Raw genomic sequence first — 26,029 nt, forward strand, 5'->3', positions numbered from 1 at the left:
ATCTATTTACTTAGAAAATTTAATTGAAACTAAAAATTATTAAAATCCCGTTCTAAAACGGGATTTTTCTTTTCTCTTAGTTTTCCTATCTTTAGAGAAACACAACTCATCATGAAAAGAATACTCATAATGCTACTTATCTGCGGTAGTACCTTTGCACAACAAAATTCATTAAAAGCATTAGTTGGAGGAACATTAATCGACGGTTTTGGAGCCACTCCTATAAAAAATAGTGTCATTATTATAGAGAATGATAAAATCAAAGCTATAGGTACAGTAGCCAACTTAAAAGTACCTAAGAATGCAGAAGTAATTTCTACAGAAGGGATGTCTGTGCTACCTGGTCTTTGGGATATGCATGTACATACGATGATTAATGGTCATGCAGATTATTCATATTGGGATAAAACATATCCTCCATTACTAGAAAATGTGATTATGCCTTCTTCCGCAGAGCAATTATTAATGGCCGGAGTAACCAGCGCTAGAGATCTTGGAGCTCCTCTTAAAGAAAGTATTTCTGTTAGAGATCGAATTAATAAAGGAGAAATTCCGGGAGCTACGTTATATGTTTCAGGACCGTTTATCCAAAAGAAACCCTATCCGGGAACTGAAGCTTTTCGTTGGGGAATTAATGGAGTAGAGGATGCTAAAAAGAAAATTAAGAAATTGGCTGATGCAGGTGTGGATTGTGTAAAACTAATTGATCAGGATCAAATGACTACTGCAGAATTGAAAGCTGTAGTAGACACTGCTCATAAATATAATCTGAAGGTTGTTGCTCACGGACATCGACCTCAAGAGATAAGAGCTGGACTTCAAGCTAATGTGGATTGTTTCGAACATACAGGTTTATCATCTGCTCCTAGATATCCTGATGATGTAATGGAGGCTATAAAAGAACGAACAGCACAGATGAATCTTGGTCCATTGTTTTGGTGTCCAACTGTAGAGGGTTTATATAATTATGAGTATGTAAGAGATAACGGAGAACATCTGGATAATGATTCATGGCATCGAGGATTGCACGATACGATAGTAGCCGATATAAAAAATAGCTTTACTCATAAGGACCGTTTACCGTATTTTCAGTTAACACCTTTACGCAAACCTACATTAGAAACTAAAATCAAACAATTAATGGATGCCGGAGTTGTACTCATGATTGGTACTGATAGTGGTATTCCTATGAAGTTTCATAGTCAATCTACTTGGAATGAATTGGATGTGTGGGTAAATGAATTTGGAATTGACCCTATGTATGCTATAAAAGCGGCTACCTATTGGCCATCCGTTTGGATGGGAGTCTCTGATAAGGTGGGTACTATTACCGAAGGTAAATATGCTGATATTATAGCAGTAAAAGGAGATGTTATAAGGCATATTAATCTATTACAAGATGTAGATATTGTGATTAAACACGGTAAAAGATATAAATGATTTTCAAACAAATAGTTATGTTCTGTATTGGTGTAACTACTTTTGCCCAAACTTATGAAACCGGAAAGCTTATAGACTCCGTTTTGGTTTCAGACAAGACAAATGAAACTTTTGCTATGTATCTTCCTAAATCGTTTAATCCTGGTTTAGAATCTCCAGTCGTTTTTATTTTTGATCCTGGAGCAGAAGGTCAGAGAGGAATACAACCATTTATTGAAGCTTCCGAGACCTATGGGTATATATTAGTTTGTTCTAATAATACGAGGAATGGTCCATATGATCGTAATTTTGATATCACCAATCGTTTGTTCGAATTTATGCTTGGGAACTTCAAAATTAAACAAAATGAAGTGTATTTATCAGGTTTCTCTGGCGGATCTCGTTTAGCTTCTGCGATTGCAGTATTAACAAACCAAGTAGCAGGTGTTATTGGTTGTGGAGCCGGTTTTTCACAAGAATCATCTCATGTTCCAAGTACTGAGAATTTTGCATATGTTGGAGTTTGTGGTAATAAGGATATGAATTATCAGGAAATGATTCGTGCAAAAGGATATCTGAAACATTTAAATTTCACAAATACCTTGATTACCTATGATGGTAATCATAGTTGGCCACCGGCTGATCAAGTTTTAAAAGCATTTGATTGGTTGGAAATTCAGGCACATCTGCAGAGAATTAAGAAAAAAGAAGCTCCGGAAATTTACAAAAGCTATCAAAAAGTCTATGATATTGCATTAGAAGCTCAAAAAGAAGGTAAGTTGATAATAGCGGTAGAAAATTATGAAAGAGCCTTAACTACTTATAATTCGTTTTATAAGTTGGATAGTATCGTGAATACTCTAAAAGCAATCCACAAAAGTAAAGTGTATAAAAAATTATTAAAATCGGTCTCTAAGGCATTTGAGAAAGAAGTTATTTTAACAAAAAAGTTTACTACACGTCTTTTTGAAGATTATAAAAACCCAGATAAAATTGATCTCTCCTGGTGGGAGAAGGAACTAGGGGAATTAGAAAAACTAGACGAAAAAGAAGACCCACAAACAAAAGAAATGTTAGAAAGATTAAGGTTTCAGATTTTTGCTGTAGCGTACTCCATGAGCAATCCTAATCTATATCAATCCAATAAGAAACAGAAAGAACTTGCTGATAAAATTAGAAAGTTGATCTACCATTAAAGGTTATAAAGACATCATCCAGTTATGCTGAAGTCTTTTGAATTTTTTTAGCTCTTTGCGTAGCAGTCTAACAAAATCCTTACCATTACTTTCTGAACGCTCTAGTCTTTCGCAATTTTTGTAAAGTTTGTTTGTAAGACTTTCAAGAGAAATAGCGTGTTTTAAACGATCATCCTGAAAAGTCTGATTCTCTGCTTTAATGATTTCAGGAACTAAGGAATCAGAATCTTTGACAATGTCTCCGGTAAAATAAATAAATTGATTTTCGTTTCCGTTTTTTTCTAATGGAGCCAAATCATGAACAAGATATTTAGAAACACTCTTAGATAATATGAGTATTTCGAGAGCTTTTTTATAAAGTCTTATATTTTTAGGGTTTGATTCCATGGTTAATCCAAAATTAAGAGTATTTGAGGAGATATTGCTTTTTACTTTAAGGTAAAATGGTTAATTTGCTTTAGAAAATAAAGTAAATTAAGTTTTTTGATTTAAATAATAATGGACATTACAAACTGGAAAATCCTTCACTTATTACAGAAAAATGCAAGGTTAACTAATGCTGAAATTGGTAGGAACGTCGGACTAAGTTCACCCGCTGTTGCAGAACGAATAAAAAAAATGGAAGATTATGGCATTATAGAAGGATATACAACCAAAGTCTCATATGCTAAAACTGGATATCAGCTAAAGGCGATTATTACTTTGCGAGCTTTTATGGGACGTCTAAAACCGTTTTTGTCCAAAATATCGGAATTTAGTGAAGTACTTAATTGTTATCGAATTACGGGTAACGAAAATATAATTATGGAAGTAGTTTTAGAAGATCAAGTTCATCTCCAGGGTTTTATCGATAGATTGATAACCTATGGAGAGGCTAAAACTCATATTATTTTATCTAATGTAGTAGAAAATAATCCGATTCTTAATAGAAAGGACTAAAGTAATCTAAACCACTAGACAAATAAAATATATACTATCTTTAGAATGTTATGTACGTTACCTTAGAATATTATGTTACTGCAATCGTGTGCTTGATTACTGCTTTTGTAATTCATAGGATTTACTACAATGAAAAAATCAAAAGCCAATCTTCAATATCTATAAGTGGTATTAAATGGTTTGGTTTTGCAATTTTTTTATGGGGATTGGGTGCTCTCATTAATATTGTGCTAGTTCAATTAATCGAAATTAGAACTACCCATAAAGTTGTTATTTATTTAGGTGTATTAATCTCTTTGGCTAATTCTCTTAGTATATTACTTTCTTTACCCTCAATAGAGCATCAGAAAGAACGCAATATTATTGTTAGATTAGTACAGCGATTTTCAGAGAAAGAGTTTGTTACCCTTTTTAGTGGAGTACTCATGATGATTGCCTTTGTCTTTATAGTTACTTCTTATAGTAATACAGAAATCAGTAATAATTTTATTTGGCTTATAGATATTCCAATTTCATTAATTGTAGCATTTGCCCTATTAAATGAACTTAATAAAGCCTTTGCAAACCGAAACATGAAGTTTATGGTGTTTCCTTGTTTCATATTATTTGTACTTATAGTTATCGCAGTTACACATAGAATTATACCTCAGGATAGAGCGATAGCGTTTATTGATCAAGAATTTTGGAGTCTATTAGGTGTAATTACAGGTGTATCCTTCAAGTTTTTGTTCATTTTGTTATTTTCTATTTTATTGTATAGTTGGAAATTTCTTTCGGAAAAAGAGGTGAAACAGACTGAATTAGAAATTCTAACTAAAGAAAAAGAACAACTGCTAGGTCAGCAGGCAAAACTTGAATTGGCAAATGAAAGTCATTTGGATACTATTGCTTCATTACAAAAACGTCTAAGAGAAAGTGATTTAAAAATTAACTCTCTAGAAGAATCAACAAGAGTAATACTATCTGATAGACAAAAAGAAGTATTAGGAAATCTTGGAGTTTGTGGTATTAATAAGTCATATACCGAAATTGCAGAGGAGATGAATATTAGTTTGGATGGATTTCAAACCCATATCTATCAAATCAAAAAAGTGCTAAAGATTAGTGGAGCGGATGGTAAGGAACAATTGATAGCATTTGCAAAAGCCAATCAATTGCTGAAATATGCAAGCATCACTGATAGAGACACTGATTAAGTATATGCTTAATCATTCTAATTTTCTAAATTCATCATTGCGTAACCTTTTGTAATACCCTCTTTTATTCAATCTTCGTCTGAAATCATAAGACTTAAAAACAGATGAAGAAAATCATAGCCATGTGCGTCTCTCTTTTTGCGTACGCAAATGTTAAAGCACAAGAAGTACATACAGAATCATTAGATCAACGTATTAATGATGGATTTAAAAATGCTACAGATTGGTTTGTAGATGCAATTTTTGCAGAAATCCCTATAACTTCTCATGTTGGTATTCCTTGGGTATTGATTGTTTTGTTATTTGGAGCTTCTTATTTTACTATTTATTTTAAAGGGATTAATTTCAGAAATTTTTGGACTTCTATAAATATTGTTAGAGGTAAATATGATGATCTGGAAACGTCGAATACTTTAGAAGTTTCAGAATCAGTTCATACTATAGAAGGAGATCAGCCTGATACTGTTAGGGTAGAAGGTAAAGATGGAGAAGTAAGTCATTTTCAAGCATTAACTGCGGCATTATCAGCTACAGTGGGTTTAGGAAATGTAGCGGGCGTTGCTATTGCATTGTCCATCGGTGGTGCTGGAGCGACATTTTGGATGATTCTAGTTGGACTTTTAGGCATGGCATCTAAGTTTGTAGAATGTACACTTGGTGTTGCTTACAGAGAAATTGACGAAAACGGAACCGTTTATGGCGGTCCGATGTATTATTTAAGTAAAGGTTTAAAAGAGAAAGGATTAACCACATTAGGAAAAGTATTAGCTGTGATTTTTGCAATCATGTGTGTAGGTGGATCTTTTGGAGGCGGTAATATGTTTCAGGCCAATCAGGCATTTAAACTATTTGAACACGTAACAGGTGCCGAAAATAGTTTTATCTATGGAAAAGGATGGCTGTTTGGATTAGTAATGGCAATTTTTGTAGGAATAGTAATTATAGGTGGTATTAAAAAAATAGCTAAGGTTACCGATAAAATTGTGCCTTCTATGGTTGTGGTGTATATAGTAGCAGTTATTACGGTAATAGCTATTAATTATAAAGTAATCTCTGATGCGATTTATGCAATTATTGATGGGGCTTTTAGTGCAGAAGGAATAACAGGGGGAATGATTGGGGTAATGATACAGGGATTTAGAAGAGCTGCTTTTTCTAATGAAGCCGGAATCGGATCAGCTTCCATTGCACATTCAGCTGTTAAAACCAAATACGCAGCAAGCGAAGGGTTAGTGGCATTACTAGAACCTTTTATTGATACCGTAGTGATTTGTACAATGACCGCTATTGTATTGATCATCACAGGACAAATTCAGGTAGGAACAGAAATTTCAGATGAACAAGGAGTATTGCTAACCGCTAATGCACTAGAAAGCGGGATCTCATGGTTCCCATATATCCTAAGCTTGGCGGTGATTCTTTTCGCCTTTTCATCTATGATTTCCTGGTCTTATTATGGATATCAGGCTTGGTCTTATTTATTCGGGAGGAAAAAATATGTGGAGTATATCTACAAAAGTATATTCTGTATCTGTGTAATTATTGGTTCCGCAGCAAGTTTGACCGCTGTAACTGATTTTTCTGATGCTATGATCTTTTCGATGTTAGTTCCTAATATGATAGGACTGTTTTTAATGGCTCCAAGAGTAGCTAAAGAACTTAAGAAGTATAAACTAGCCATCTCTAAGAATAAAATTTTATGAAATATTTATTTCGTGGGTTTTGGCATAAGATTTGATAATATTTAAGTGTATGGAATTTATCAAGATCTTGTGTGAGGACATTGGTTCAAAGAACTAAAGATAGTACGGGAAAAAAGATAAGAAAAACGCTCGAGTAAAACTCCGAGCGTTTTTTTATGAATATTAATTAAGACTGAATTTCTTTTCCTATTTTTAGATATAATTAAAAACTTTCATGGAGAGAATACAAGAATACCTGGAGATTGCTATAGATAAAATCGTGTTTTTTGCACCTAGAATTATAGGAGCTGCATTGGTACTTTGGATAGGATTCAAAATTATTAAGAAAATACTAAAGTTGATAGAAGCTGCATTGAAACGGATGAATATATCAGATACAATGCGCCCGTTTCTTAACGCTATCATATCAGTAATTCTAAAAATCGCTATTCTTTTTATTGTCATCTCTATTTTGGGTGCTGATCTCTCTGGTTTTGTAGCAATTTTAGCTGCAGTTAGTTTTGCAATCGGACTTTCTCTTCAGGGAAGTTTAGGTAATTTTGCATCAGGTATACTTATTATGTTTCTAAAACCATATCAAATAATGGATTGGATAGAGGTGGATGATAAGTTTGGAAAAGTACAAGAGATAGGTATTTTTAGTACTACAGTAAAAACACCAGGTAATAAAATTCTAATTATTCCTAATTCTAAAATCACAGATGATGTGGTGACAAACTATTCTAAAGAAGGAGTGATACGATTAGAGATAGTAGTAACCATGCCGTATAGCGAGGATTTTCCTAAAATAAAAAAGATTATCGAGGAGGCATTAAAACCTATAGAGAAAATACTAGATACTCCTATTCCTGAGATAGGAATAGAAAACTTTGACTCGCATAGTGTTTTAATAGCAGTAAGACCTTATGTAAAACCGGATGACTTTTGGGAAGTGACCTTTATAGCACATCAGGAGATCAAAAGAGCGTTCAGTGAGCATAATATCAAAGTGGCATACTCAGAAGGTGTGGAATTAGGAAGCATTGGAGTTTAGTTTAAATTCACAATTTTTTATAGCTAATAAAACAAATGGCACTTTTTTTGTGCTTTCTGTTTAGTAAAAACATTATAAAGTGAAATCGTATTTTATTAAAACTACTCTGTTTTGCATGTTTCTGTGCTCAGGCGCACTTATGTATGGTCAAAGCGCATTAAAACTAAAAAAAGGAAAAGTAATTGATTCTCTTAGCGTTCCTTCTAGTGAAGGAAGTTATTATAGTATATATCTACCCAAATCTTTTGACCTTAATAAAAGTTGGCCAATACTTTTTGGATTTGACTCTAATAATAATGCTAATAATATAACAACTCTTTTTAGTAAAGCTGCAGAGGAGTTGGGTTTTGTGGTAGTGGTAACTAATTTTTCCAAAAAGTCAAGTATTAATGACAAATCAAAGTATGTTGCCTTTTTTATGGAACATATTTTTAGTCTTTTTCCAATTCAAAAAAGAAGAGTTTATGTCTTAGGGATTGGTAATGATGGACCTTTAAATAGTCTATTGCCACTTGTATATAAGGAATTTAATGGAGTGATAGCGGTGGGGAATAGTTATTACTATAATGAGTCTGTCAAAGTACGAAGGGATTTTTCTTATATCGGAATGGTGGGTAATAAAAATTTTAGGTATCAAGACTTTTTTAATACGAAAAAGTACTTAAGAAGGAAAGCTATAACCTCAGATGTTTATACGTATCAGGGAAATGAAGAACTCCCTTCAGAAGATTTAATGGTAAAAGCATTGACTTCTTTTACATTACAAGATATGCTAAAAGGTAAAATACAGACAGATTCTATTTGGGTTAAGAACATTTTTAAAAAGGATTTTGATGAGGTAGCTTTATTGAAAACGCAAGGTAAATATGTAGAGGCCTATGATGAGTTAACCAGAATGAGAAGTAAATACCGTTTGTTTTTTGATGTTGATCAACTTAAAGAAGAACAGAAGGTGATAAGAAAGGTAGATAGCTACAAAAAAGAGAAAAGACTTAGATCTAAATATCATACTAAAGAAAAATTATTGCGACAGACATTTATCTTGTCGTTAGAAGAAGATATAGAACTTAATCAATATGATAATTTAGGTTGGTGGCAGTATAGGATGAGTGAGCTTGATAAGTTAACAAAAAACAAAGAAAAATATGCAAGTACTATGGTACTGAGAATAAAAGATTTCCTAAAGAATGTATTAATAGATTATAAAAAGGATACAGTTAAAGAAGAAAAAGAAATAGACAGAAAAATATTTGTAAATATTTTAAGCACTATAGTTGATAAAAATGATTTTGAATCCTATCGAAAAATTATTTCTCTAAGCGCTATAGATCAAGATAATACAACTGCACTTTTTTATTTAGAAAAAATGCTTCAGAATGGATATAAGGAACTAGAACCACTTTATAACATAGAAGGCACCTTAGCTTTAAGAATATCCAAAGAGTATAATAATGTTATCAAAAAGTATTTAGGAACTTCAAAATACTTTATGTTCGATTAATGGTTTAATAAGTAATTGTGTATTTCAGCGATATTAATAAACACTTAATCGTTATTTTGTTAATAACTTTTTAATTTGTTACGGTTTTCGTGTAAAAATTAATATATCTTTATAACACGTAAAATATACATGATGTGTATTATACAAATTAACATATCAAGAAATATGACGATATGGATTTGAAATTTTAATTTGGAATGCACATTGGGATAAATTAAGTGTGAGGACATTAGTCTAAAGACCCCAAATCTAAAAACTAAAGAGAGTACATAATTTACCCGATAACAGAAAGCGACCTTTGCATAAGGTTGCTTTTTTTTTGATACCTTCTTTTTTTATTTCATGCTAAATCAGGGAATTAGTAAACGAAAAACAAAGTGATGACTTCTTTCTGAAGGCTGTGAAAAGTAAAAAAACAGGATTTTTGTGTATTTCATCGAATATTTATGTTTTTTATCGCTATTTTTTTTGTATTAACAATTTTTTTACAATATATTTACATCAACTTAAAAACACTATGATGTATGGCCAGAATTAACATTTTAAACTGTATGACGGTACGGATTTAAAATTTTAGTTTGGAATACGTCAGGGCCTGTTAGGTGTGAGGACATTAGTCTGAAAGACCCCAAATCTGGAAGCTAAAGAGAGTGCGTAATTTGCCCTAAAATTGATGAAAGCGTTCTGTAAAAGGAGCGCTTTTATATTTCTAATCAGCTTATCACCTATTTCGAAATTACTAAATGCGGTACTTGTTCTAATTTCCAGTCAATTACAAGTCCTCCGGCTAATGATCTTGCAATTTCTGCTCCGTACAGATATTCACACAAATATAAAGCCGCCTCAAAACTTTTGGCACCACCAGCAGAAGTAATGTATTTTCCATCATGAACAAATAAAACATCTTTTCTTACGTCCAGATCAGGAAACATATCACGCATTTTATCTATATCACTCGGAAAGGTTGTAGAAACTACATTGTTTAGTATTCCGGCTTTAGCTAAGACAAAAGCTCCATCACAATGTGAAGTCATATAGATAGCAGTTTGATCTACTTTTTTTACGAAATTAATCATAGCTGTATCTTCTAAATCTGTATCTAGATGATGTTCTGCAGAGGGTACAACCAGAATATCAATTTTTGGTAAAGAATCTTTTAAATAATTATAATCAGGTATGATCTTCACACCTTCAAAAGTTGTAATAGGAGCATCAGTGTTTGCTACTGTAAAAACATTCATCTGCTTAATATTTTTGCGATATTGTGTATGCTGAAAAATATCAAAAGGCGCAGTAAATTCGGTGTTATACGTGCCATTCATTATTAGGAAAGCTACATTATAACGGTTAGGTTCTAGTTTAGGGAATGTCTTTTTGTTTTCGACGATTTCAATAGACTTTTCTGGATTTTGGATAGGTTTTTCTTGGCTTTTTTCTTGACAGCCAATAAATGTTATTGATATAATAATATATAATATGCGCTTCATAATATTGTTTCTTAAATAGGTTTTAATGTATGCTTAGTATCTTCTTTACTCACTTTTAGTTTTACAATAAACAATAAAAATGTACCAATTGCTGCAATTCCAGCCATTAATAACCAAGCATTATTGTAACCATATTGATTAATAAATTGCATACCTGAGTTATGTCCAAATATATGAGCTAAAGAAAAAGACATGCTATACATACCCATATAAGCACCTTGTCTTCCTCTCTTAGACCTATCTAAGGCGAATGCATTTCCGAAAGGAAACGAAATCATTTCTCCGATCGTTGCTATGATCATACCAATAACAACAATACCTACCCAAGGAGTAACTAATAACAATATAAAACTAATTCCAGTAAGGATAAATCCACTAATTACACTACCGATTTTGGAAAATGAGGTAGACTCTAGATATGCTATTAAAGGCATTTCAAAAATAAAAATTAATGCTCCGTTTAATGCTAATATTAATCCTATATTCCTTTCGGATAAAAAGTGCACTTCTTTATAATACAGAGGAATCGTCGAGAAATATTGCACAAATATAAATCCAAATAAAGTTAATGCGATAAGAAAAAGGATATAAATTCCATCTCTATAAGCAGGAGTGGGATTGTCTACTACAACTTCTTTATCTAGTATTCTGGCTTTTTTGGGATGTAATGTTTTAATCATAATAAAACCGGCAAGAATACACGTAATTCCATCTATCCAAAATAACCCAGAATAACCTACGGTAGCAATGATTAAACCTCCCAAAGCGGGGCCCATTGAGAATCCTAGGTTTATGGCTAACCTTATAAAAGTTAATGATCTTGTTTTGTTTTCAGGTTTACTATATGCACTTAATGCAACAAAAAATGCCGGACGTGCAGCATCCGCGATCGCGATAAGAACAAAAAAACTGATACAGATACTCCAGAAACTGGAAAAATATTGGACAATAAAAAATGAAATACCTGTTAATAAAAGAGATCCCAAAATTACTTTATAATACCCAATATGATCACTTAATTTACCACCGATCCACGCACCTAATAAAGAACCTAAACCATAGCTCGTCATTACCCAGCCTATCTGACCGAATGAAAAGCATAAGTCATCAGAAAGATACAATGATAAAAAAGGTATCACCATAGCCCCCATTCTGTTAATTAAAGTAATAAGTGCTAACCACCAAACTTCTTTTGATAAACCCGAAAAAGTATCTATATAATTTAGTAAAAGTTTATTCAATGTATTAGTGGTTGGTTTATTAATAACAGATAAAAGTAACTTTTTGTCGAAAAACTATATACAATTTTAGAGAATATTAACGTGTTTATTACTAATGCTTTGTATTTTTGCAAAAAATAGGGGACAGTGTACAGATTATCTTTTTTACTAATGCTATTCTTTAGTCATATAGGGGCTCAGGATTCTACAACCATTAAAAAAATATTGGCATTTCAGGAAGAGCTTAATAAAGAGTTCGCTTCTGAAGAAAAATCGCCGTTAACACCAAAAGATTTTAAAACATTTAAGGAGTTAGACTTTTTTGATGTTGATACTTCGTATAGTATTTTGGCTAAGTTCATTCGTACACCATACGAAACTCCTTTTATTATGAAAACAACTACAAATAGAGAACCGGTGTATGTAAAATATGGCGAAGCTCATTTTGTGCTCCAGGAAAAAGAATGGATATTGAATATATATCAAAGTCAAGGGTTAAAAACCCAACCTGAGTATGAGGATTATCTTTTTCTTCCTTTTACCGATTTAAGTAATGGAGAAACTAGTTACGGAGGAGGACGTTTTATAGATCTTAAAATCCCAGAAGATGATATGATTCTAATTGATTTTAATACTGCTTATAATCCATATTGTGCTTATAGTGCCAGATATTCTTGTCCCATTCCTCCAGAAGAAAACCACTTAGAATTAGAGATTCCTGTAGGTGTTAAAAAGTATAATAAACAAGAAGCAAATAAATAAAAAAAGCGCTCTGAAATCATCAGAGCGCTTTTAGCATAAACAAACAATATATTAAACTATAATATATTAAAACTTATAGATGGCTCCAAGAACAAAAGACGAAAGACTTTTTGTCAATTCTCCATCATTATCTAAAAAGGTATCTTCCGATGTTGAATCCAATCTTAACTCAGGTTTTAGTGTAAGATTTCCAATATCGTAACTTCCTGTTAAGGTAGCAGCAATAACACTACCATCTAGTTCTGAATCTACGCCAAAAGGAGTTGAGATATCAGCACCATCGACAACAATTAACCCACCGTTAAATTGAGCAAAATACTCTCCTCTCAATCCTAAAGTGAATTTTTCGGCAACCTTAAATTGTGGGTATAATGCAACACCATAAAATCCAGATGCATCGGCATCTCCTTGATCTTCTGTGGTTAAATATGTTGCATTAACTCCTAAATAAAATTTTTCTGCAAGATCCCATCCTGTAGTTAAATCAGCTTGAAATGTAGGTCCTACTTCTCCCGGTTCTCCTTCGTTTCCATATCTGAAGTTCAGGTAAGCACTACCATTATCAGCAGAATATCCTACCTGAGCTCCAAAAATATAAGTGTCGAACGGATTGTTTTCTGTATAATCTGTTGGATTCATAACTGCTACCATTGCCGACCAATTATCATTAATTGCAAAATCAGCCTTCAGTCCTGTATGAGAGAAAGGTCCATAAGAGAACATATAAGAAGTAGAATAGTTAAAGTTTCCAGTTGGAGAGATTACTTCATATCCAAGAAACGTATTGAAATTACCAAAAGTAAGCTTGAATTTTTCAGTTACGTTCCAGTATGCATATAATTGGTTAACAATTTGCGCAGAATCCTCAGAATTAAATACTGCATCTTCTCCTCTTTGACCATAAACAAGATCAGCTACAAATCCTACTTTTTCTCCTTCATAACCAAGAATTATATTAGCCATACCTAAGGCAAATCCAGATTCATTAGCAAAAGAAGTTGCTGGTGCTGTAGAATTGTCATTTTGCGCTCCAAAATTATATCTAAAATATCCATCTACGGATCCGTTAACAGAAAAGTTATCGAACCATTTTTTTTCTTCCTCCTCTTGTGCAATTGACGTAAAGCTAATTAGCGCTAAAGAAAAAAGACATACTTTGTTAAAAAGTTTTGTTACGGTTTTTGTTTTCATAATAAACATTAATTGGTATTAATTTGTTTTTAATTGGAGCTGTAAAACTATGTTAAAACATTTTTACCCCAATAAAAAAAAGGGTGCGAAGTGTTATTTTTGTATATTTTTAATTTTATACCCCATAAAAATTAGACATTAATGTTTATTTAGTGGTTTTTTGAGAATTTGAAAGTGTCTTTTTGATACTTTACAGGTTTTGGATATGATAAGTATGTAAAAAGTGTGGAGTATTGTCAGAAAAAAACAGCTTTTTATGTTAAAAATTTCAAAAAAAAAGCTTGCTGATATAAAGCAAGCTTTTTGATATATATAATTTAAGTTTAGTTCACAGCCTGATTACCGTGCTCTCCTGTTCGTATTCTAAAGGTGTTCTGTACTTCAGATACAAAAATTTTCCCATCACCGACTTCTCCAGTTTTAGCTGCGTCAATAATTGTTTGTACGGTTTTTTCTTCGAATTCATCGGATACGACTATAGAAAGATATCTACGTTGTATATCAGATGTACTATAGCTAATTCCTCTATATACCTGTCCTTTTTTTTCATTACCTACACCTGTTACGTCCCAGTATGTAAAGAAGTTTACTTCTATCTCATGCAATGCATCTTTAACTGCTTTAAATCTTGATTTACGTATAATAGCTTCTATTTTTTTCATTTAATGTTGGTTGTTTTAGAGGTTGAAAAAATTTAAAAAATTGAAGAGTCGCCTAAAAAGCAATATATTAATGTCAAACTGAGTCTCCTCAATATGTACGGACAGGTATCGAAGTTTTTAATATTTTTGATTTTCAAATTATCTTCAACAAGTTCTGACTGACAATTTTTTATGACTTTTTAGTTGACTTCTTTTATTTTACAATCCACATACCTAAAAATACTAAAAGAAATCCTATAACGAAAGAACTAATAGTATAGATACTAAAGCTTACAAAATCGCCTGATCGTAAAAGCATATGGTTTTCATATGCAAAAGTAGAAAAGGTAGTGAATCCTCCGCAAAACCCTGTAGCAAGTAGTAAAACCGTATTTTGAGACAAGACATTGTTTTTAAGTGCTAGTCCCAGAATAATACCTATCAGAAAGCTACCGAGAATATTAGCAGTAAAAGTTCCATAAGGAATTCCGTTAGTATCATTATTTAAATACTTACTGATAAGGAATCTGGCAACGCTACCGGTACCGCCTCCAATAAATACTAGTATTAACTGTTTCATTTGGGAATGTAGTTGGCAACTAGATGAAAAACTAAAATTTTGATGATTGTGTTATCAAAATTTTAGTTTTTCAAATTTTTGATTTTTACTTTATAGGGATGAAAATTTCTGTAATCCATTCAGCTGGATTCGGTTGTAGACCTGGATCTACTCTATATATTTCAAAAGCAGGAGATGTTTCGCTAAGTTCTAAACCATTATCATTAATGTATTTATAACCTGCTTCCCAAGCTTCTTTTAGATTTATATAATCCCCTTTTAATGTTGTTTTTACTACTTTTTGTTTAGGTAAAAAATCACAGCGTATATTACTATCAGCAGGAGTGATTACTTCATCTCGCACTGGTATTCCGGTTGAATAAATAGCGGTTCCTTGCTCCTCATTAAATTCATTGTAAATGGTTAAAGGCATTCCGGTTTGAGGTAGATTGTTTTGTCTTACATATGCCATTACTGCTGGTAACATTTGTGCCATTTTTTGAGAAATATCGGCAATAGAAGATGCAGTAGCGCTGTACATATAGTAACCACCACTATGTTCTGTTATTCCGTCTACACTTACAGAATGTTCTTTCATTTTTTCGTTTACAAAAGTATCTAGTTTTTCGAGACCCTTTTGATACATTGGTTTGATGCTTTGAGATAAAGTGCTGTCTTGAGTCATCCAGAATGCTTTTTCCATAAAAGATTGTTCTCCCTTCATTCCCCAAGTTACCTTCGTTTTTTTACCTTCTAATTTCTCAAATTTCCAGTATACATCACTAATACTTTCTCCCATTGGAGTAATAAAAGTGATTTTTTGATCGATACTAGTAAATGGTGCAGCCTTTATAGTTTTCATGCTTCCATCTCCTTGAGTTTCACTTTTCCAGCTATAAGAAGCGCCATCACCACTGGTTTGGCTTGCGTATTCCATGATCATGTCATCAGAATCATCCATCCAGGGACCCCATTTCTCCCAAGTCTTATATTCATTGATTGTGTTAAAAAGTAATTCATCAGGAGCATCAATTACTCTGCTTTCTTCTGCTTGATACTTGCCATCTGCTATGGCTATATAAACACCACCACCGATAACAATAATAAGTAAAAGAAAAAATAAATATTTTATAATTTTCATGTTAGTTAGTTTAGATTGTTTCTGTAGCTAATATAGTCAATTTTTGAGATGGTTTTTTAGTTTAAAGATTTTCAGGGTGTTGACTGTTTTGGTTTTAAAATTTCATAGCATTACAACGAAATATAAATCTAAAATCTTGATTTTTTTTATTTCGTTACATTTGCTGAGAACAATAAACATAAACAAATGAAACTTAATCGTATAATATTTTTTATGGCTGTTAGTACGATGCTAATAGCTTGTAAAAAAGATCCTAGTATACAGGATCAAATCAATCAACAGGAAGCAAAGCAAGAAATAGTAGAAGAAAAATTCGACTACAATGTAGAGCAGTTTGCGGATATTAAAGTGCTGAGATATCAAATTCCAGGATGGGAAAATCTTTCCTTAAAAGAACAAAAGTTAGTATACTATCTTACACAAGCCGGTCTAAGCGGAAGAGATATTATGTGGGATCAAAATTATCGTCATAATCTTCAGATTCGTAAGGCGTTAGAAAAAGTGTATACCTCATATGCGGGAGATAAAACTAGTAATGATTGGAAATCTTTTGATACATACCTTAAAAGAGTATGGTTTTCTAATGGAATTCACCACCATTATAGTAATGATAAAATCAAACCAGAATTTACGAGAGAATACTTGGCTACGCTTTTAACAGAAACTAAAACTGAGTTATCAGAAGATGCGATCAATGTTATCTTTAATGAGGAAGATGCTAAAAAAGTAAACCAGGCGAAAGGTATTGATAATGTAGCGATGTCAGCAGTTAATTTTTACGGACCTGGTGTAACTAATAAAGATGTTGAGTCTTTTTATGGTGAAATGAAATCTCCTGATCCTAAAAAACCATTATCCTACGGTTTAAATTCTCAACTAGTAAAAGAGAATGGTGTGCTTAAAGAAAGAGTGTATAAATCAGGAGGGTTATATGGCGCAGCAATTGATGAAATCATCAAATGGTTAGAAAAAGCACAAGGCGTTGCAGAAAATAAGGCGCAAGGAGACGCATTGGTATTATTAATACAATATTATAAAACAGGTGATCTAAAAACTTGGGATGATTATAATGTAGCTTGGACTAAAGCAACAGAAGGGAATATTGATTATATCAATAGTTTTATAGAAGTATATAACGATCCTCTTGGGTATAGAGGTTCTTATGAGACAATCGTGCAGATTAAAGATTTTGATATGTCCAAGAAAATGGCGGTTTTATCAGAAAATGCGCAATGGTTTGAAGACAATTCTCCATTAATGGATGAACACAAAAAAGATAGTGTAGTAGGAGTGACATACAAGGTTGTAACGGTAGCCGGAGAAGCTGGAGATGCTTCACCTAGTACACCAATAGGAGTGAACCTCCCGAATGCAAACTGGATTAGAGCAGCTGTAGGATCAAAGTCAGTGTCATTAGGTAATATTATTGGAGCCTATAATAATGCAGGTAGTTCTGGTCGTCTTAAAGAATTTGTTCACGACGATGAAGAATATGAATTAGAAAAAAAGTATGGCCAATTAGGAGATAAGTTACATACTGCTTTACACGAGGTTGTAGGACACGCATCGGGTCAGTTAAACCCAGGAGTAGGAGAAACTAAAGAGACATTAAAGAATTATGCTTCTACGATGGAAGAAGGGCGTGCAGATTTAGTTGGATTATATTACTTAATGGATCCAAAATTACAAGAATTAGGTTTGGTAGAAGACTGGGAAAAAGTTGGAAAAGCTGCCTATGATGGTTACATCAGAAATGGATTGATGACCCAGTTAATCCGTCTTAATCTAGGTGATGATGTAGAAGAAGCACATATGCGTAATCGTCAGTGGGTAAGTGCTTGGGCTTTCGAGCAAGGGGCAAAAGACAATGTAATCGAGAAAGTTACCAGAGAAGGGAAAACATATTATAATATCAATGATTATGCGAAGCTTCGTGAAATCTTTGGTCGTTTATTGCGTGAAACGCAGCGTATCAAATCTGAAGGAGATTTTAAAGCTGCTGAAGCGTTAGTAGAAGGATATGGAGTGAAAGTTGATCAGGCAGTTCACGCAGAAGTTCTAAAAAGGAATGAACAGTTTACATCTGCTCCTTACAGTGGTTTTGTAAATCCTGTTTTGGTTCCTGAAACGGATGAGAATGGTGAAATTACTAAGATCAACGTAACACAGCCTAAAGATTTTGTTACTCAAATGCTTGAGTATAGTAAGACCTATGGATTTTTACCTGAAGTGAATTAGGCAGAATTAAAAACAACATTATGTAACCAGGATTTTATAAAATAAAGTCCTGGTTTTTTTTATGCAAAATGCTCTGTTCAATTGCTTGTTAATTTTCTTAAAACTACCCTACAAGCAAGCACAAAAAACACCCAAAATAGGATGTTTTCATATTAGTAATAAATGATTTTAGTCTTTAAAAATCATACTTTTTCTCGATCGCATACCGAAGTAGTTCTCCTTTTCCGTGAAGCCCTAGTTTACGAATAATGTTTTTACGATGTGTTTCTATAGTAGATACAGAGTTAAATCTAATGGCGGCAATTTCTGAAGAGGTTTTTCCTTGTCCGATGAGGGTTAGTATTTCTCTTTCGCTTTTAGATAAAACTGTTTTTTTTGCTCGTTGTTCGGTCTCTTCAGAGAAAAAAGAAGGATCAATCGTGGCGTCAAAATAGGTATTTCCTTTCATCACTTCCTGAATAGCTGCAAGTACTTCTTCCAGCGGAGAGTTTTTAAGTAAATAACCGGAAGCGCCAGCCGCTACCATTTGTCTTACCGCATCCTCTTGATCAAACATAGAAAAAGCAATAATCTTAGTATGAGGTAACTCTTTTTTGATGATCTTGGTAGCGGCAATGCCATCAATTTTTGGCATACGAATATCCATTAGTACTATTTTGGGTTGTTTCCTTCTTACAATGGCTAATAATTCTTCGCCATCATTAGCCATACCGACAATACTAATATCTTCTTCATATTTTAGTAATAAATGTATTCCATCGATCAATGACTGATGATCTTCGGCAATAGCTACTGTAATCATATTGGTATATTTATGATAATATTAGTTCCTTTCCCTATGGTAGAGTCAATCTCAAAAGTTCCTTCCATATGTTCTATGCGTTTTTCAATACTTTTTAGTCCCATTCCATCTTTTTCTGGAAGTATCTTGGCATTAAACCCTTTTCCATTGTCTTCTACAATAATGTTAAGCAGCGAATCGTGATTGGTTAATGAGATGTGGATTTCGGATGCATTGGCATGTTTAATAGTATTGGTGATCAGTTCTTGTATAATCCTAAAGATAGAAATCTCTAAGGCGTTATCTAATCTTTCATCTAAACCATAATCTTGTACTTCGATTAGTAATCCATCCCCATTAGATGCTTTTTTTGCTAGATTTTTTACCGCTGGTAATAATCCCTGTTTCGCCATAACTCCACTGTTTTTTTCGTGGGCTATGGTTCTCACTTTCTGGTAGGCTTCATCGAGTAGATTATTGGTTTTACTATACAATTCTTCGATATTCTCCACTTTTGGATTGTCTCGATTATTTTTTAAGTGATCAAAATGAAGTTTTACTGTAGCTAATGTACTACCTAGATTATCGTGCAGATCATTAGCCAATCGCTGTCGTTCTTTTTCCTGTCCCGAAATCATAGCATCTATAGCGGTAAGTTCTTGCTCTTTCAGTAGTTTTTCTGTTTTTTGGATCTCTATTTCTCGTTCCTGTTCTGCGATGCGTTGTTTGCGTTTGGTGTTTTTATAAACTAATATCGCGATAATAAGACCAATGACTAATGCCGAAGAGGAACCAATAAGCCAGTTTCTGTTTTTAATCCGTTGTGCTTCGCTTTTAAGATTGGTATTTAGAAGTTGAACTATTTTTTTTTCTTTTTCGACTGTTTGGTATTTTGTTTCTATATCGTTAAGTGCTATTGCCTTTTTATATTCGTTTAGAGAATCTGAATACCTATTAAATTTATCATTATAAAAGAATGCGCTATCGTATTTTTTTAAACTTCTGTAGTTATTGGATATTAAAGATGAAAGCTTTGTTAGTTTTAAAAAATTGTTTTTTGGTAGCTTTATTTTTTTCGCTCTTTGGTAGTATGTATTAGCCTTTTCATGTTCTTTGTTTTCGGAATGTATAATTCCAATGTTTGTGTAAATTCCGAATAATTCCTTCGTTGCAAAATAATAAGGAAGCTTATTGTATAATTTTTCTGCTTTTTTATAATGATATAAAGCACTGTCTTTCTGCTCTAGAAAATAAGAAAAATTTACCCCTATAAGTTGATGTATTCTCCCTTGAATAAACCGATTATTACTTTGTGATGCAATGGTTAATGTGTTTTTGTACTCTTTAATATGCTCTTTTTGAAGAATACTGGCATCAATTGTAGTTTTGTAAAATAATAGAGTAGCCTTCTCACTATTATCAAAGGCATATTTACGGTAAATTTCTATATATTTTGGAAATAACTCTTTTACGGTTCTATTTTTATAAAGAAATTTTAGAATTTTTCTTAAAGAGATACAAGTTAATAATGAATCATTAGATGAGATTGATAGTTTAAGGGCTTTTTGATATTTGTCAAATGCTATAGAATCTTTAGGAATGTTTTGTGAAGAGAGTATATCACCTTCAGCCAGTAAATATAAAGTTTTACTTAAGCGTGATTTTGAATTCTTCCTGATGGGAGATAAATTAAAACTCGTATTTTTTTTTAAATAATCAATGTTCCATTGTACTATTTTTTTATCAATTGAATTAGGAAGTTTAATCATTTTTTCTTCAGCTATATCAATTTGATAATCTTTAATATTGTATAGTACTTCTCTCAAAAAAACTTGTTCTTGAGAAAAGCACTTACAAAATATTAGGTTAAAAAACACTAAAAAGTATAGTCTCTGCATTTAAATATATTAGAACTGATTCTTTAAATTATATAAGATCTACATATGTGATTTCCGAAATCAAGGAAAGGAAGCAATATTTTAATTTTTTCATCAGGATTTTCTATATCTATTATATGGTTTCTTGTTGGATAATTACCAGATTTTTTTTCACAAGAACTCAAATTTGATTGTTGTATTTTGTAGAATTCATCATTATCCACATTAGGATTTCTTGTTGGCTCGTCAGGAATATCTATCTTTATTTTTCTGGAATATGGCTCCTTGGTATTATTTTCAATTTCAGTTGGATGCACCATATTTATAGAGTATTCGTCATAATTAGGTTCTTCATTATTTTCTTTTTCTTTTCTTGCAATGATAAGTTTTGAATGAGTTATTTCAAACGAGGTGTCGCTATGAAACTTAAATTTACAAGCAATAATAAAACTTCTATTCAGTCCTACATGTATAGGTTGATACCCTCCATAATTTGAATCAATAATTAGGTACATTTGATCATTTAATCTCATAATATTATTTTTTTACTGTTTAATTATTTAGTCACATCAAATCTCCCCAAAAAAGCAACATCACTCCATACCCAATACAAGGTATTTTTCTCTTTTTTAGGTGCTAAAACCCAAAAAGATACTATGCTAGTTATCGTATGACACTAGCAATAAAAACAATTACTTGATTGAAAACTAGGGGTATAGTTTAATTACTCCGGCCTTAAATACGTCTTTAAGACAAAAAGCAACAAAATAAAGATAATAAAACCGATGAGAATAAAAATACTGCCTTTGTAATATTTGCGATGTAGTTTAAGATCTTTACGGTAACTAAATATCATTAAAATGATAAAAGCTACTACAAAACATCCTGCAAATATCAACTGACCCGTACTAAACATATTTTGTTATTTTTACGGCAAAGATAATCATACCAATTAGTATAATATTACTCCTTAAATAAAATTAATTATACATACTTTCAATCATTTCTACCTTTGGGAGAAACGGGAATGAGGGATGTAAAAGAAATGTTTAATTAATTTTTGATGAAGCATATTTTAATTGGTGTCAAAAAGAATAAATACATGAAAGATAAAATTGCTGCTGTACAAGAATTTCATACAGCTTTTGAGATTGGATATAAGAATCAACCTATTGCAGATTTAGGAGCATCTAAAAACACACTTCGTTTTAATTTAATGAAAGAAGAAAATGAAGAATATCTAGAAGCCGCTCAGAATAATGATTTGGTAGAGGTGGCGGATGCGTTAGGCGATATGCTATATATTTTATGCGGAACCATCATAGAACATGGGATGCAACATAAAATAGAAGAAGTGTTTACAGAGATCCAGCGTAGTAATATGAGTAAACTGGGAGAAAACGGTAAGCCTATTTATCGCGAAGATGGTAAAGTACTAAAAGGGCCTAATTATTTTAAACCGAACATCAAAGAGATTCTTGATCGATAAACAAAAATTCCGGAAAATACTCTTTCCGGAATTTTTGTTTTAAATTATAATGTAGACGTTTTGAGCTATTGTTTTTTTAGTTTAATTTTCTCAAACCTCAAACCTCAAACCTCAAACCTCAAACCTCAAACCTCAAACCTATTTTACACCTTCACTCTCCATCCAAAAGGATCTTCGGCTTTATTATATTGTATATTCATTAGCTCCTTCTTAAAATGAGAGGCATAAGAGTTCTCTTGTTTGTCTAGCTCATAATGTTCTTCTTTATAGCCAAAAGCTTTTACAGGACTCACCACAGCAGCTGTACCCGCTCCAAAAATTTCTTTTAAGCTACCATTTTTAAATGCTTCTACGATTTCACTTACTTTTATAGGTCTTACTTCTACAGTATATCCTTGCCTTTCTGCTAATGCAATAAGACTTTTACGGGTTATCCCATCTAGGATTCGATCACTAATTGGAGCTGTTAGTAAAGTGTCATTTACTCTAAAAAAAACATTCATGGTACCAGCCTCTTCTACATATTCGTGAGATTCAGAATCTGTCCAGATAATTTGTTGATACCCTTGTTCTTTGGCAAGTTTAGTTGGGTAAAATTGACCAGCATAATTACCAGCTGCTTTAGCATATCCAAAACCTCCACTAGCCGAACGACTAAATTGTTCTGCAACTAATACACTGACATCTCCACTATAATAGGATTGTGCTGGTGAACAAATAATCATAAAACGATATTCATCCGCCTCTGATGCCGAAACACTAGGTTGTGTAGCAATCACAAATGGACGTATGTATAATGAATTTCCAAAACCTGATTTAATCCATTCATTATCTAATTTTAATAGATTATTGAGTCCATCAAAAAAATACTCCTCAGGAAATTCTGGCATTGCCAAACGTTCTGCAGATTTGTTGATTCTTTTGAAATTTTCATCAGGTCTGAATAAGAAAGTATCTCCCTGATCATCCTTATATGCCTTCATTCCTTCAAAAACTGCTTGTCCGTAATGAAATACTCGAGCAGACGGATCGAGCGTAAGAGGTCCGTATGGGACAATTTTTGGTGTCTGCCATTCGCCATTGACATAATCACATATAAACATATGATCTGTAAAAACTTTACCAAAAGCTAAGTTTTCAAAATCTACTTGTCCAATTTTGGATTCATGTACTCTGGTTATTTCAATCTCTTGCGGAACTGCATTTCTCATCCGATAGTTATTTATAAGGTTGTGAAATTTTTTGTTATCAACTATTGCTTTTTAATTAATTATGTCATAAAATTAATAAGATGCTTACAATAGTTAATATTTTAAACAAAAATACCCTTTTCTGATAAATTAAGAATTTTAAAAATGTTTAATTTTGCGAAACATCAATAATAATAATGTATTATGAAAAAAATAGCACTGTTTTTTGCGGGATTGTCATGTATAGTAAGTTGTAATTCTGTTCAGAAAGAAAAAGAATCCTTTTCAGTTAAAGATATAGCGCTAAGCGAATATGATAATTTTGGAGGAGAAGTTTCATCGGATATTGTGTTTTATAAGAATGCAATAGCAGAAAAGTATAAAAATCTAAATGAAGGTGATACGATCGATATTGCTTTTTCCAGTACAGTAAATGATGTTTGTAAAGCTAAAGGTTGTTGGATGAAAGTTGCTTTGAATGAAGAAGAAGAAACTATGGTGAAGTTTAAAGACTATGGTTTTTTTGTTCCAAAAGATATTGAGAATGATACTATAATTGTTCAAGGAAAAGCATATGTTTCTGAAACCTCTGTCGACGAATTGCGTCATTTGGCTCAAGATGCCGGAAAATCTGAGGATGAAATAGCTGCTATTACTACTCCAAAGAAAACCTATTCTTTTATGGCAAATGGAGTTTTAGTAAAGCAATAATGAAAGGAAATTTAAAACGTGAGATTATCACCACTTCCGATGGTTCTACAACCATTCACTTTCCTGAGTTAGATGAACATTATCATTCTAAACATGGAGCCATTAATGAAGCTAAACACGTCTTTATCAAAAATGGTTTTGATCATATTTTAGCTTCGGGAAAATTTCCTGAATTGAATATTCTGGAGATTGGCTTTGGAACAGGTTTAAACGCTTTTATCACCTATCTACAAGCTTTGAAAATTAATCAAAACATTAATTACGTTGGAGTAGAAGCGTATCCAGTTACTTTGGATGAGGTAAAGCTTTTGAATTATGTTGATCAATTATCTGCACTAAACTATCAGACAGTTTTTAATGAAATGCATGAATCCTCATGGGAAGATCAGAGTACGATATCTTCTTCTTTTCTCCTTACAAAACGTAAACAGTTTTTTACAGATATCAGGGATGAAAATTGCTTTGATTTAATTTACTTTGATGCTTTTGGCGCAAGAGTGCAGCCAGAGTTATGGAGCGTAGATGTTTTCAAAAAAATGTATGAAGCACTAATGGATAAAGGAGTTTTAGTTACGTATTCCGCAAAAGGAAGTGTAAGACGAGCAATGCAAGAAGTCGGTTTTGTTGTAGAAAGACTTCCTGGTCCACCAGGCAAGAGAGAAATGCTAAGAGCAACAAAGAATTAAAGGGTATTTATACTTTTCTTGATCAATGATTTTAATATTTGTTAAACCTATAATAAAGAGGTAGGTTATGTTAAAAGTGGTTGGTATTTTGCACGAAATAACTCAACAATGAAAGTGTTAATTACTGGGGCGACCGGACTTATTGGTCAGGAAATTGTTAGACTATGTCATCAATCAAAAATTGATGTACATTATCTTACAACCAGTAAAAATAAACTTACTTCAGAAAAAAATTATAGAGGGTTTTACTGGAACCCTTCAGCTGATGAAATAGATTCGAGATGTTTCGAAGATGTAGAGGTAATTATTAATCTTGTTGGTGCTACTGTTGCCAAACGCTGGACGAAGAAATATAAACAAGAGATTATTGATAGCCGTGTTGATACTGCTTCACTTATTTTAGAATCACTTAAAAAAGTAAAACATTCTGTTCGACATATAGTATCTGCAAGTGCTATTGGGATTTATCCTAACTCCTTTCAGAATTATTATATGGAGGATTCCTCTATGGAAGATACTGGGTTCTTAGGAAAAGTGGTAAAAAAATGGGAAACGGCGGTTGAGGAATTTAAAATTCTAAATATTGAAGTGAGTCTTCTGAGAATTGGATTAGTACTTTCCAATAAAGGTGGAGCATTTCCTAAGATAGCTAATCCTATAAAACAAGGAATGGGCGCTGTTTTTGGTAACGGAAAACAGTGGCAGAGTTGGATACATGTAGAAGACTTGGCGCAAATGTTTATGTATGTTGTTGAGGAAGAGTTAACAGGTTTGTATAATGCAGTAGCACCTAATCCTATTTCTAATCATAAACTGACTCATGTTATTGCTGATCATTTAGCTAAAAAAATAGTATTACCAAGTGTACCTAAATTTATGATGAAGCTTATTCTTGGAGATATGCATGTATTGTTGTTTAGTAGCCAGAGAGTGTGTAGTGATAAAATTTTAGAAACAGGTTTTCGATTTAAACATGATAATATTACTCAAGCAATTGAAGATCTTATTTGATAGAATAGATAAATGATGTTATATAAAAAGGTCAACATTCTAGAATGTTGACCTTTTT

25 protein-coding genes are annotated in these 26,029 nt (G+C 32.5%); 13 read left to right on the forward strand and 12 right to left on the reverse strand.

The window, feature by feature from the left end:
* The first annotated feature begins 111 nt into the window (after positions 1-111).
* Both Q0910_RS06410 and Q0910_RS06415 read left to right on the forward strand, forming a co-directional pair.
* The gene (locus Q0910_RS06410; protein ID WP_299213727.1) at positions 112-1,440 is read left to right on the forward strand and encodes an amidohydrolase family protein; all 1,329 of its coding nucleotides are present in this window, start codon (positions 112-114) and stop codon (positions 1,438-1,440) included.
* Positions 1,437-2,615, forward strand: a complete 1,179-nt coding sequence (locus Q0910_RS06415; RefSeq protein ID WP_299213729.1) for a hypothetical protein — start codon at positions 1,437-1,439, stop codon at positions 2,613-2,615. The genes Q0910_RS06410 and Q0910_RS06415 overlap by 4 nt, the downstream gene beginning before the upstream one ends.
* 3 nt (positions 2,616-2,618) lie before the next feature.
* Here the strand turns inward: Q0910_RS06415 and Q0910_RS06420 are convergent, their stop codons facing one another.
* Positions 2,619-3,002, reverse strand: coding sequence for a hypothetical protein (locus Q0910_RS06420; RefSeq protein WP_299213731.1), 384 nt, complete (start codon positions 3,000-3,002; stop codon positions 2,619-2,621).
* A gap of 105 nt (positions 3,003-3,107) precedes the next feature.
* Here Q0910_RS06420 and Q0910_RS06425 point away from each other — a divergent pair, with 105 nt between their 5' ends.
* The 5 genes from Q0910_RS06425 (at position 3,108) to Q0910_RS06445 (ending at position 8,987) form a co-directional block, all read left to right on the forward strand.
* Entirely contained in the window at positions 3,108-3,554 is a 447-nt protein-coding gene (locus tag Q0910_RS06425; protein WP_118461594.1) for an Lrp/AsnC family transcriptional regulator, read from the forward strand.
* A 50-nt stretch (positions 3,555-3,604) separates the two neighbouring features.
* A complete protein-coding gene (locus Q0910_RS06430) occupies positions 3,605-4,750 on the forward strand; it encodes a hypothetical protein (protein ID WP_299213733.1) in 1,146 nt (381 codons plus the stop codon).
* A 104-nt stretch (positions 4,751-4,854) separates the two neighbouring features.
* Entirely contained in the window at positions 4,855-6,453 is a 1,599-nt protein-coding gene (locus tag Q0910_RS06435) for an alanine/glycine:cation symporter family protein (protein ID WP_299213735.1), read from the forward strand.
* A 214-nt stretch (positions 6,454-6,667) separates the two neighbouring features.
* Positions 6,668-7,486 carry a mechanosensitive ion channel family protein gene (locus tag Q0910_RS06440; protein ID WP_299213737.1) on the forward strand — a complete coding sequence of 273 codons (819 nt, stop codon included), beginning with the start codon at positions 6,668-6,670 and terminating at the stop codon, positions 7,484-7,486.
* A gap of 115 nt (positions 7,487-7,601) precedes the next feature.
* On the forward strand, positions 7,602-8,987 hold the full coding sequence (locus tag Q0910_RS06445) for a hypothetical protein (RefSeq protein ID WP_299213739.1): 1,386 nt from the start codon (positions 7,602-7,604) through the stop codon (positions 8,985-8,987).
* 725 nt (positions 8,988-9,712) lie between these two features.
* On the opposite strand, the gene Q0910_RS06450 is transcribed toward Q0910_RS06445, so the two are convergent.
* The gene (locus Q0910_RS06450) at positions 9,713-10,474 is read right to left on the reverse strand and encodes a DJ-1/PfpI family protein (protein WP_299213741.1); all 762 of its coding nucleotides are present in this window, start codon (positions 10,472-10,474) and stop codon (positions 9,713-9,715) included.
* Between the two features lie 11 nt (positions 10,475-10,485).
* On the reverse strand, positions 10,486-11,715 hold the full coding sequence (locus Q0910_RS06455) for an MFS transporter (protein WP_299213743.1): 1,230 nt from the start codon (positions 11,713-11,715) through the stop codon (positions 10,486-10,488).
* A gap of 126 nt (positions 11,716-11,841) precedes the next feature.
* Here Q0910_RS06455 and Q0910_RS06460 point away from each other — a divergent pair, with 126 nt between their 5' ends.
* Positions 11,842-12,456, forward strand: coding sequence for a DUF1684 domain-containing protein (locus Q0910_RS06460; RefSeq protein WP_299213745.1), 615 nt, complete (start codon positions 11,842-11,844; stop codon positions 12,454-12,456).
* Between the two features lie 66 nt (positions 12,457-12,522).
* On the opposite strand, the gene Q0910_RS06465 is transcribed toward Q0910_RS06460, so the two are convergent.
* From Q0910_RS06465 to Q0910_RS06480, 4 genes are all read right to left on the reverse strand, one after another.
* On the reverse strand, positions 12,523-13,647 hold the full coding sequence (locus tag Q0910_RS06465) for a porin (protein ID WP_299213747.1): 1,125 nt from the start codon (positions 13,645-13,647) through the stop codon (positions 12,523-12,525).
* Positions 13,648-13,970: 323 nt separating this feature from the next.
* Positions 13,971-14,309, reverse strand: a complete 339-nt coding sequence (locus Q0910_RS06470; RefSeq protein ID WP_299213749.1) for a P-II family nitrogen regulator — start codon at positions 14,307-14,309, stop codon at positions 13,971-13,973.
* Positions 14,310-14,502: 193 nt separating this feature from the next.
* Positions 14,503-14,868, reverse strand: a complete 366-nt coding sequence (crcB, locus tag Q0910_RS06475) for a fluoride efflux transporter CrcB (RefSeq protein ID WP_298543795.1) — start codon at positions 14,866-14,868, stop codon at positions 14,503-14,505.
* An 85-nt stretch (positions 14,869-14,953) separates the two neighbouring features.
* Complete coding sequence (locus Q0910_RS06480; RefSeq protein WP_299213751.1) at positions 14,954-15,988, reverse strand: GyrI-like domain-containing protein; 1,035 nt, start codon at positions 15,986-15,988, stop codon at positions 14,954-14,956.
* Between the two features lie 186 nt (positions 15,989-16,174).
* On the opposite strand from Q0910_RS06480, the gene Q0910_RS06485 reads away from it, so the two are divergent.
* Positions 16,175-18,226, forward strand: a complete 2,052-nt coding sequence (locus Q0910_RS06485; RefSeq protein WP_299213753.1) for a dihydrofolate reductase — start codon at positions 16,175-16,177, stop codon at positions 18,224-18,226.
* A gap of 175 nt (positions 18,227-18,401) precedes the next feature.
* Here the strand turns inward: Q0910_RS06485 and Q0910_RS06490 are convergent, their stop codons facing one another.
* From Q0910_RS06490 to Q0910_RS06505, 4 genes are all read right to left on the reverse strand, one after another.
* Positions 18,402-19,028, reverse strand: coding sequence for a response regulator transcription factor (locus tag Q0910_RS06490; RefSeq protein ID WP_299213755.1), 627 nt, complete (start codon positions 19,026-19,028; stop codon positions 18,402-18,404).
* Positions 19,025-20,833, reverse strand: coding sequence for a sensor histidine kinase (locus tag Q0910_RS06495; protein ID WP_299213757.1), 1,809 nt, complete (start codon positions 20,831-20,833; stop codon positions 19,025-19,027). The genes Q0910_RS06490 and Q0910_RS06495 overlap by 4 nt, the downstream gene beginning before the upstream one ends.
* 95 nt (positions 20,834-20,928) lie before the next feature.
* Positions 20,929-21,417, reverse strand: coding sequence for a hypothetical protein (locus Q0910_RS06500; RefSeq protein WP_299213758.1), 489 nt, complete (start codon positions 21,415-21,417; stop codon positions 20,929-20,931).
* Positions 21,418-21,608: 191 nt separating this feature from the next.
* Positions 21,609-21,800 (reverse strand): hypothetical protein, encoded by a 192-nt coding sequence (locus Q0910_RS06505; protein WP_118461629.1) that lies wholly within the window; start codon positions 21,798-21,800, stop codon positions 21,609-21,611.
* A 186-nt stretch (positions 21,801-21,986) separates the two neighbouring features.
* Between Q0910_RS06505 and Q0910_RS06510 the strand changes: the two genes are divergently transcribed.
* Entirely contained in the window at positions 21,987-22,373 is a 387-nt protein-coding gene (locus Q0910_RS06510; RefSeq protein WP_299213761.1) for a nucleoside triphosphate pyrophosphohydrolase family protein, read from the forward strand.
* 143 nt (positions 22,374-22,516) lie between these two features.
* Here Q0910_RS06510 and Q0910_RS06515 read toward each other — a convergent pair whose 3' ends face one another.
* Positions 22,517-23,584, reverse strand: coding sequence for a branched-chain amino acid aminotransferase (locus tag Q0910_RS06515; protein ID WP_299213763.1), 1,068 nt, complete (start codon positions 23,582-23,584; stop codon positions 22,517-22,519).
* A gap of 183 nt (positions 23,585-23,767) precedes the next feature.
* Between Q0910_RS06515 and Q0910_RS06520 the strand changes: the two genes are divergently transcribed.
* The 3 genes from Q0910_RS06520 to Q0910_RS06530 all read left to right on the forward strand — a co-directional run bounded on the left by Q0910_RS06520 (position 23,768) and on the right by Q0910_RS06530 (position 25,971).
* A complete protein-coding gene (locus Q0910_RS06520) occupies positions 23,768-24,274 on the forward strand; it encodes a DUF4920 domain-containing protein (RefSeq protein WP_299213765.1) in 507 nt (168 codons plus the stop codon).
* Positions 24,274-24,960 carry a tRNA (5-methylaminomethyl-2-thiouridine)(34)-methyltransferase MnmD gene (gene mnmD / locus Q0910_RS06525; protein ID WP_299213767.1) on the forward strand — a complete coding sequence of 229 codons (687 nt, stop codon included), beginning with the start codon at positions 24,274-24,276 and terminating at the stop codon, positions 24,958-24,960. The genes Q0910_RS06520 and mnmD overlap by 1 nt, the downstream gene beginning before the upstream one ends.
* Before the next feature lie 108 nt (positions 24,961-25,068).
* The gene (locus Q0910_RS06530; protein ID WP_299213769.1) at positions 25,069-25,971 is read left to right on the forward strand and encodes a TIGR01777 family oxidoreductase; all 903 of its coding nucleotides are present in this window, start codon (positions 25,069-25,071) and stop codon (positions 25,969-25,971) included.
* Positions 25,972-26,029 lie beyond the last annotated feature (58 nt).

Origin of the sequence: uncultured Aquimarina sp. (assembly GCF_947495315.1) — a bacterium.
Taxonomy (GTDB): domain Bacteria; phylum Bacteroidota; class Bacteroidia; order Flavobacteriales; family Flavobacteriaceae; genus Aquimarina.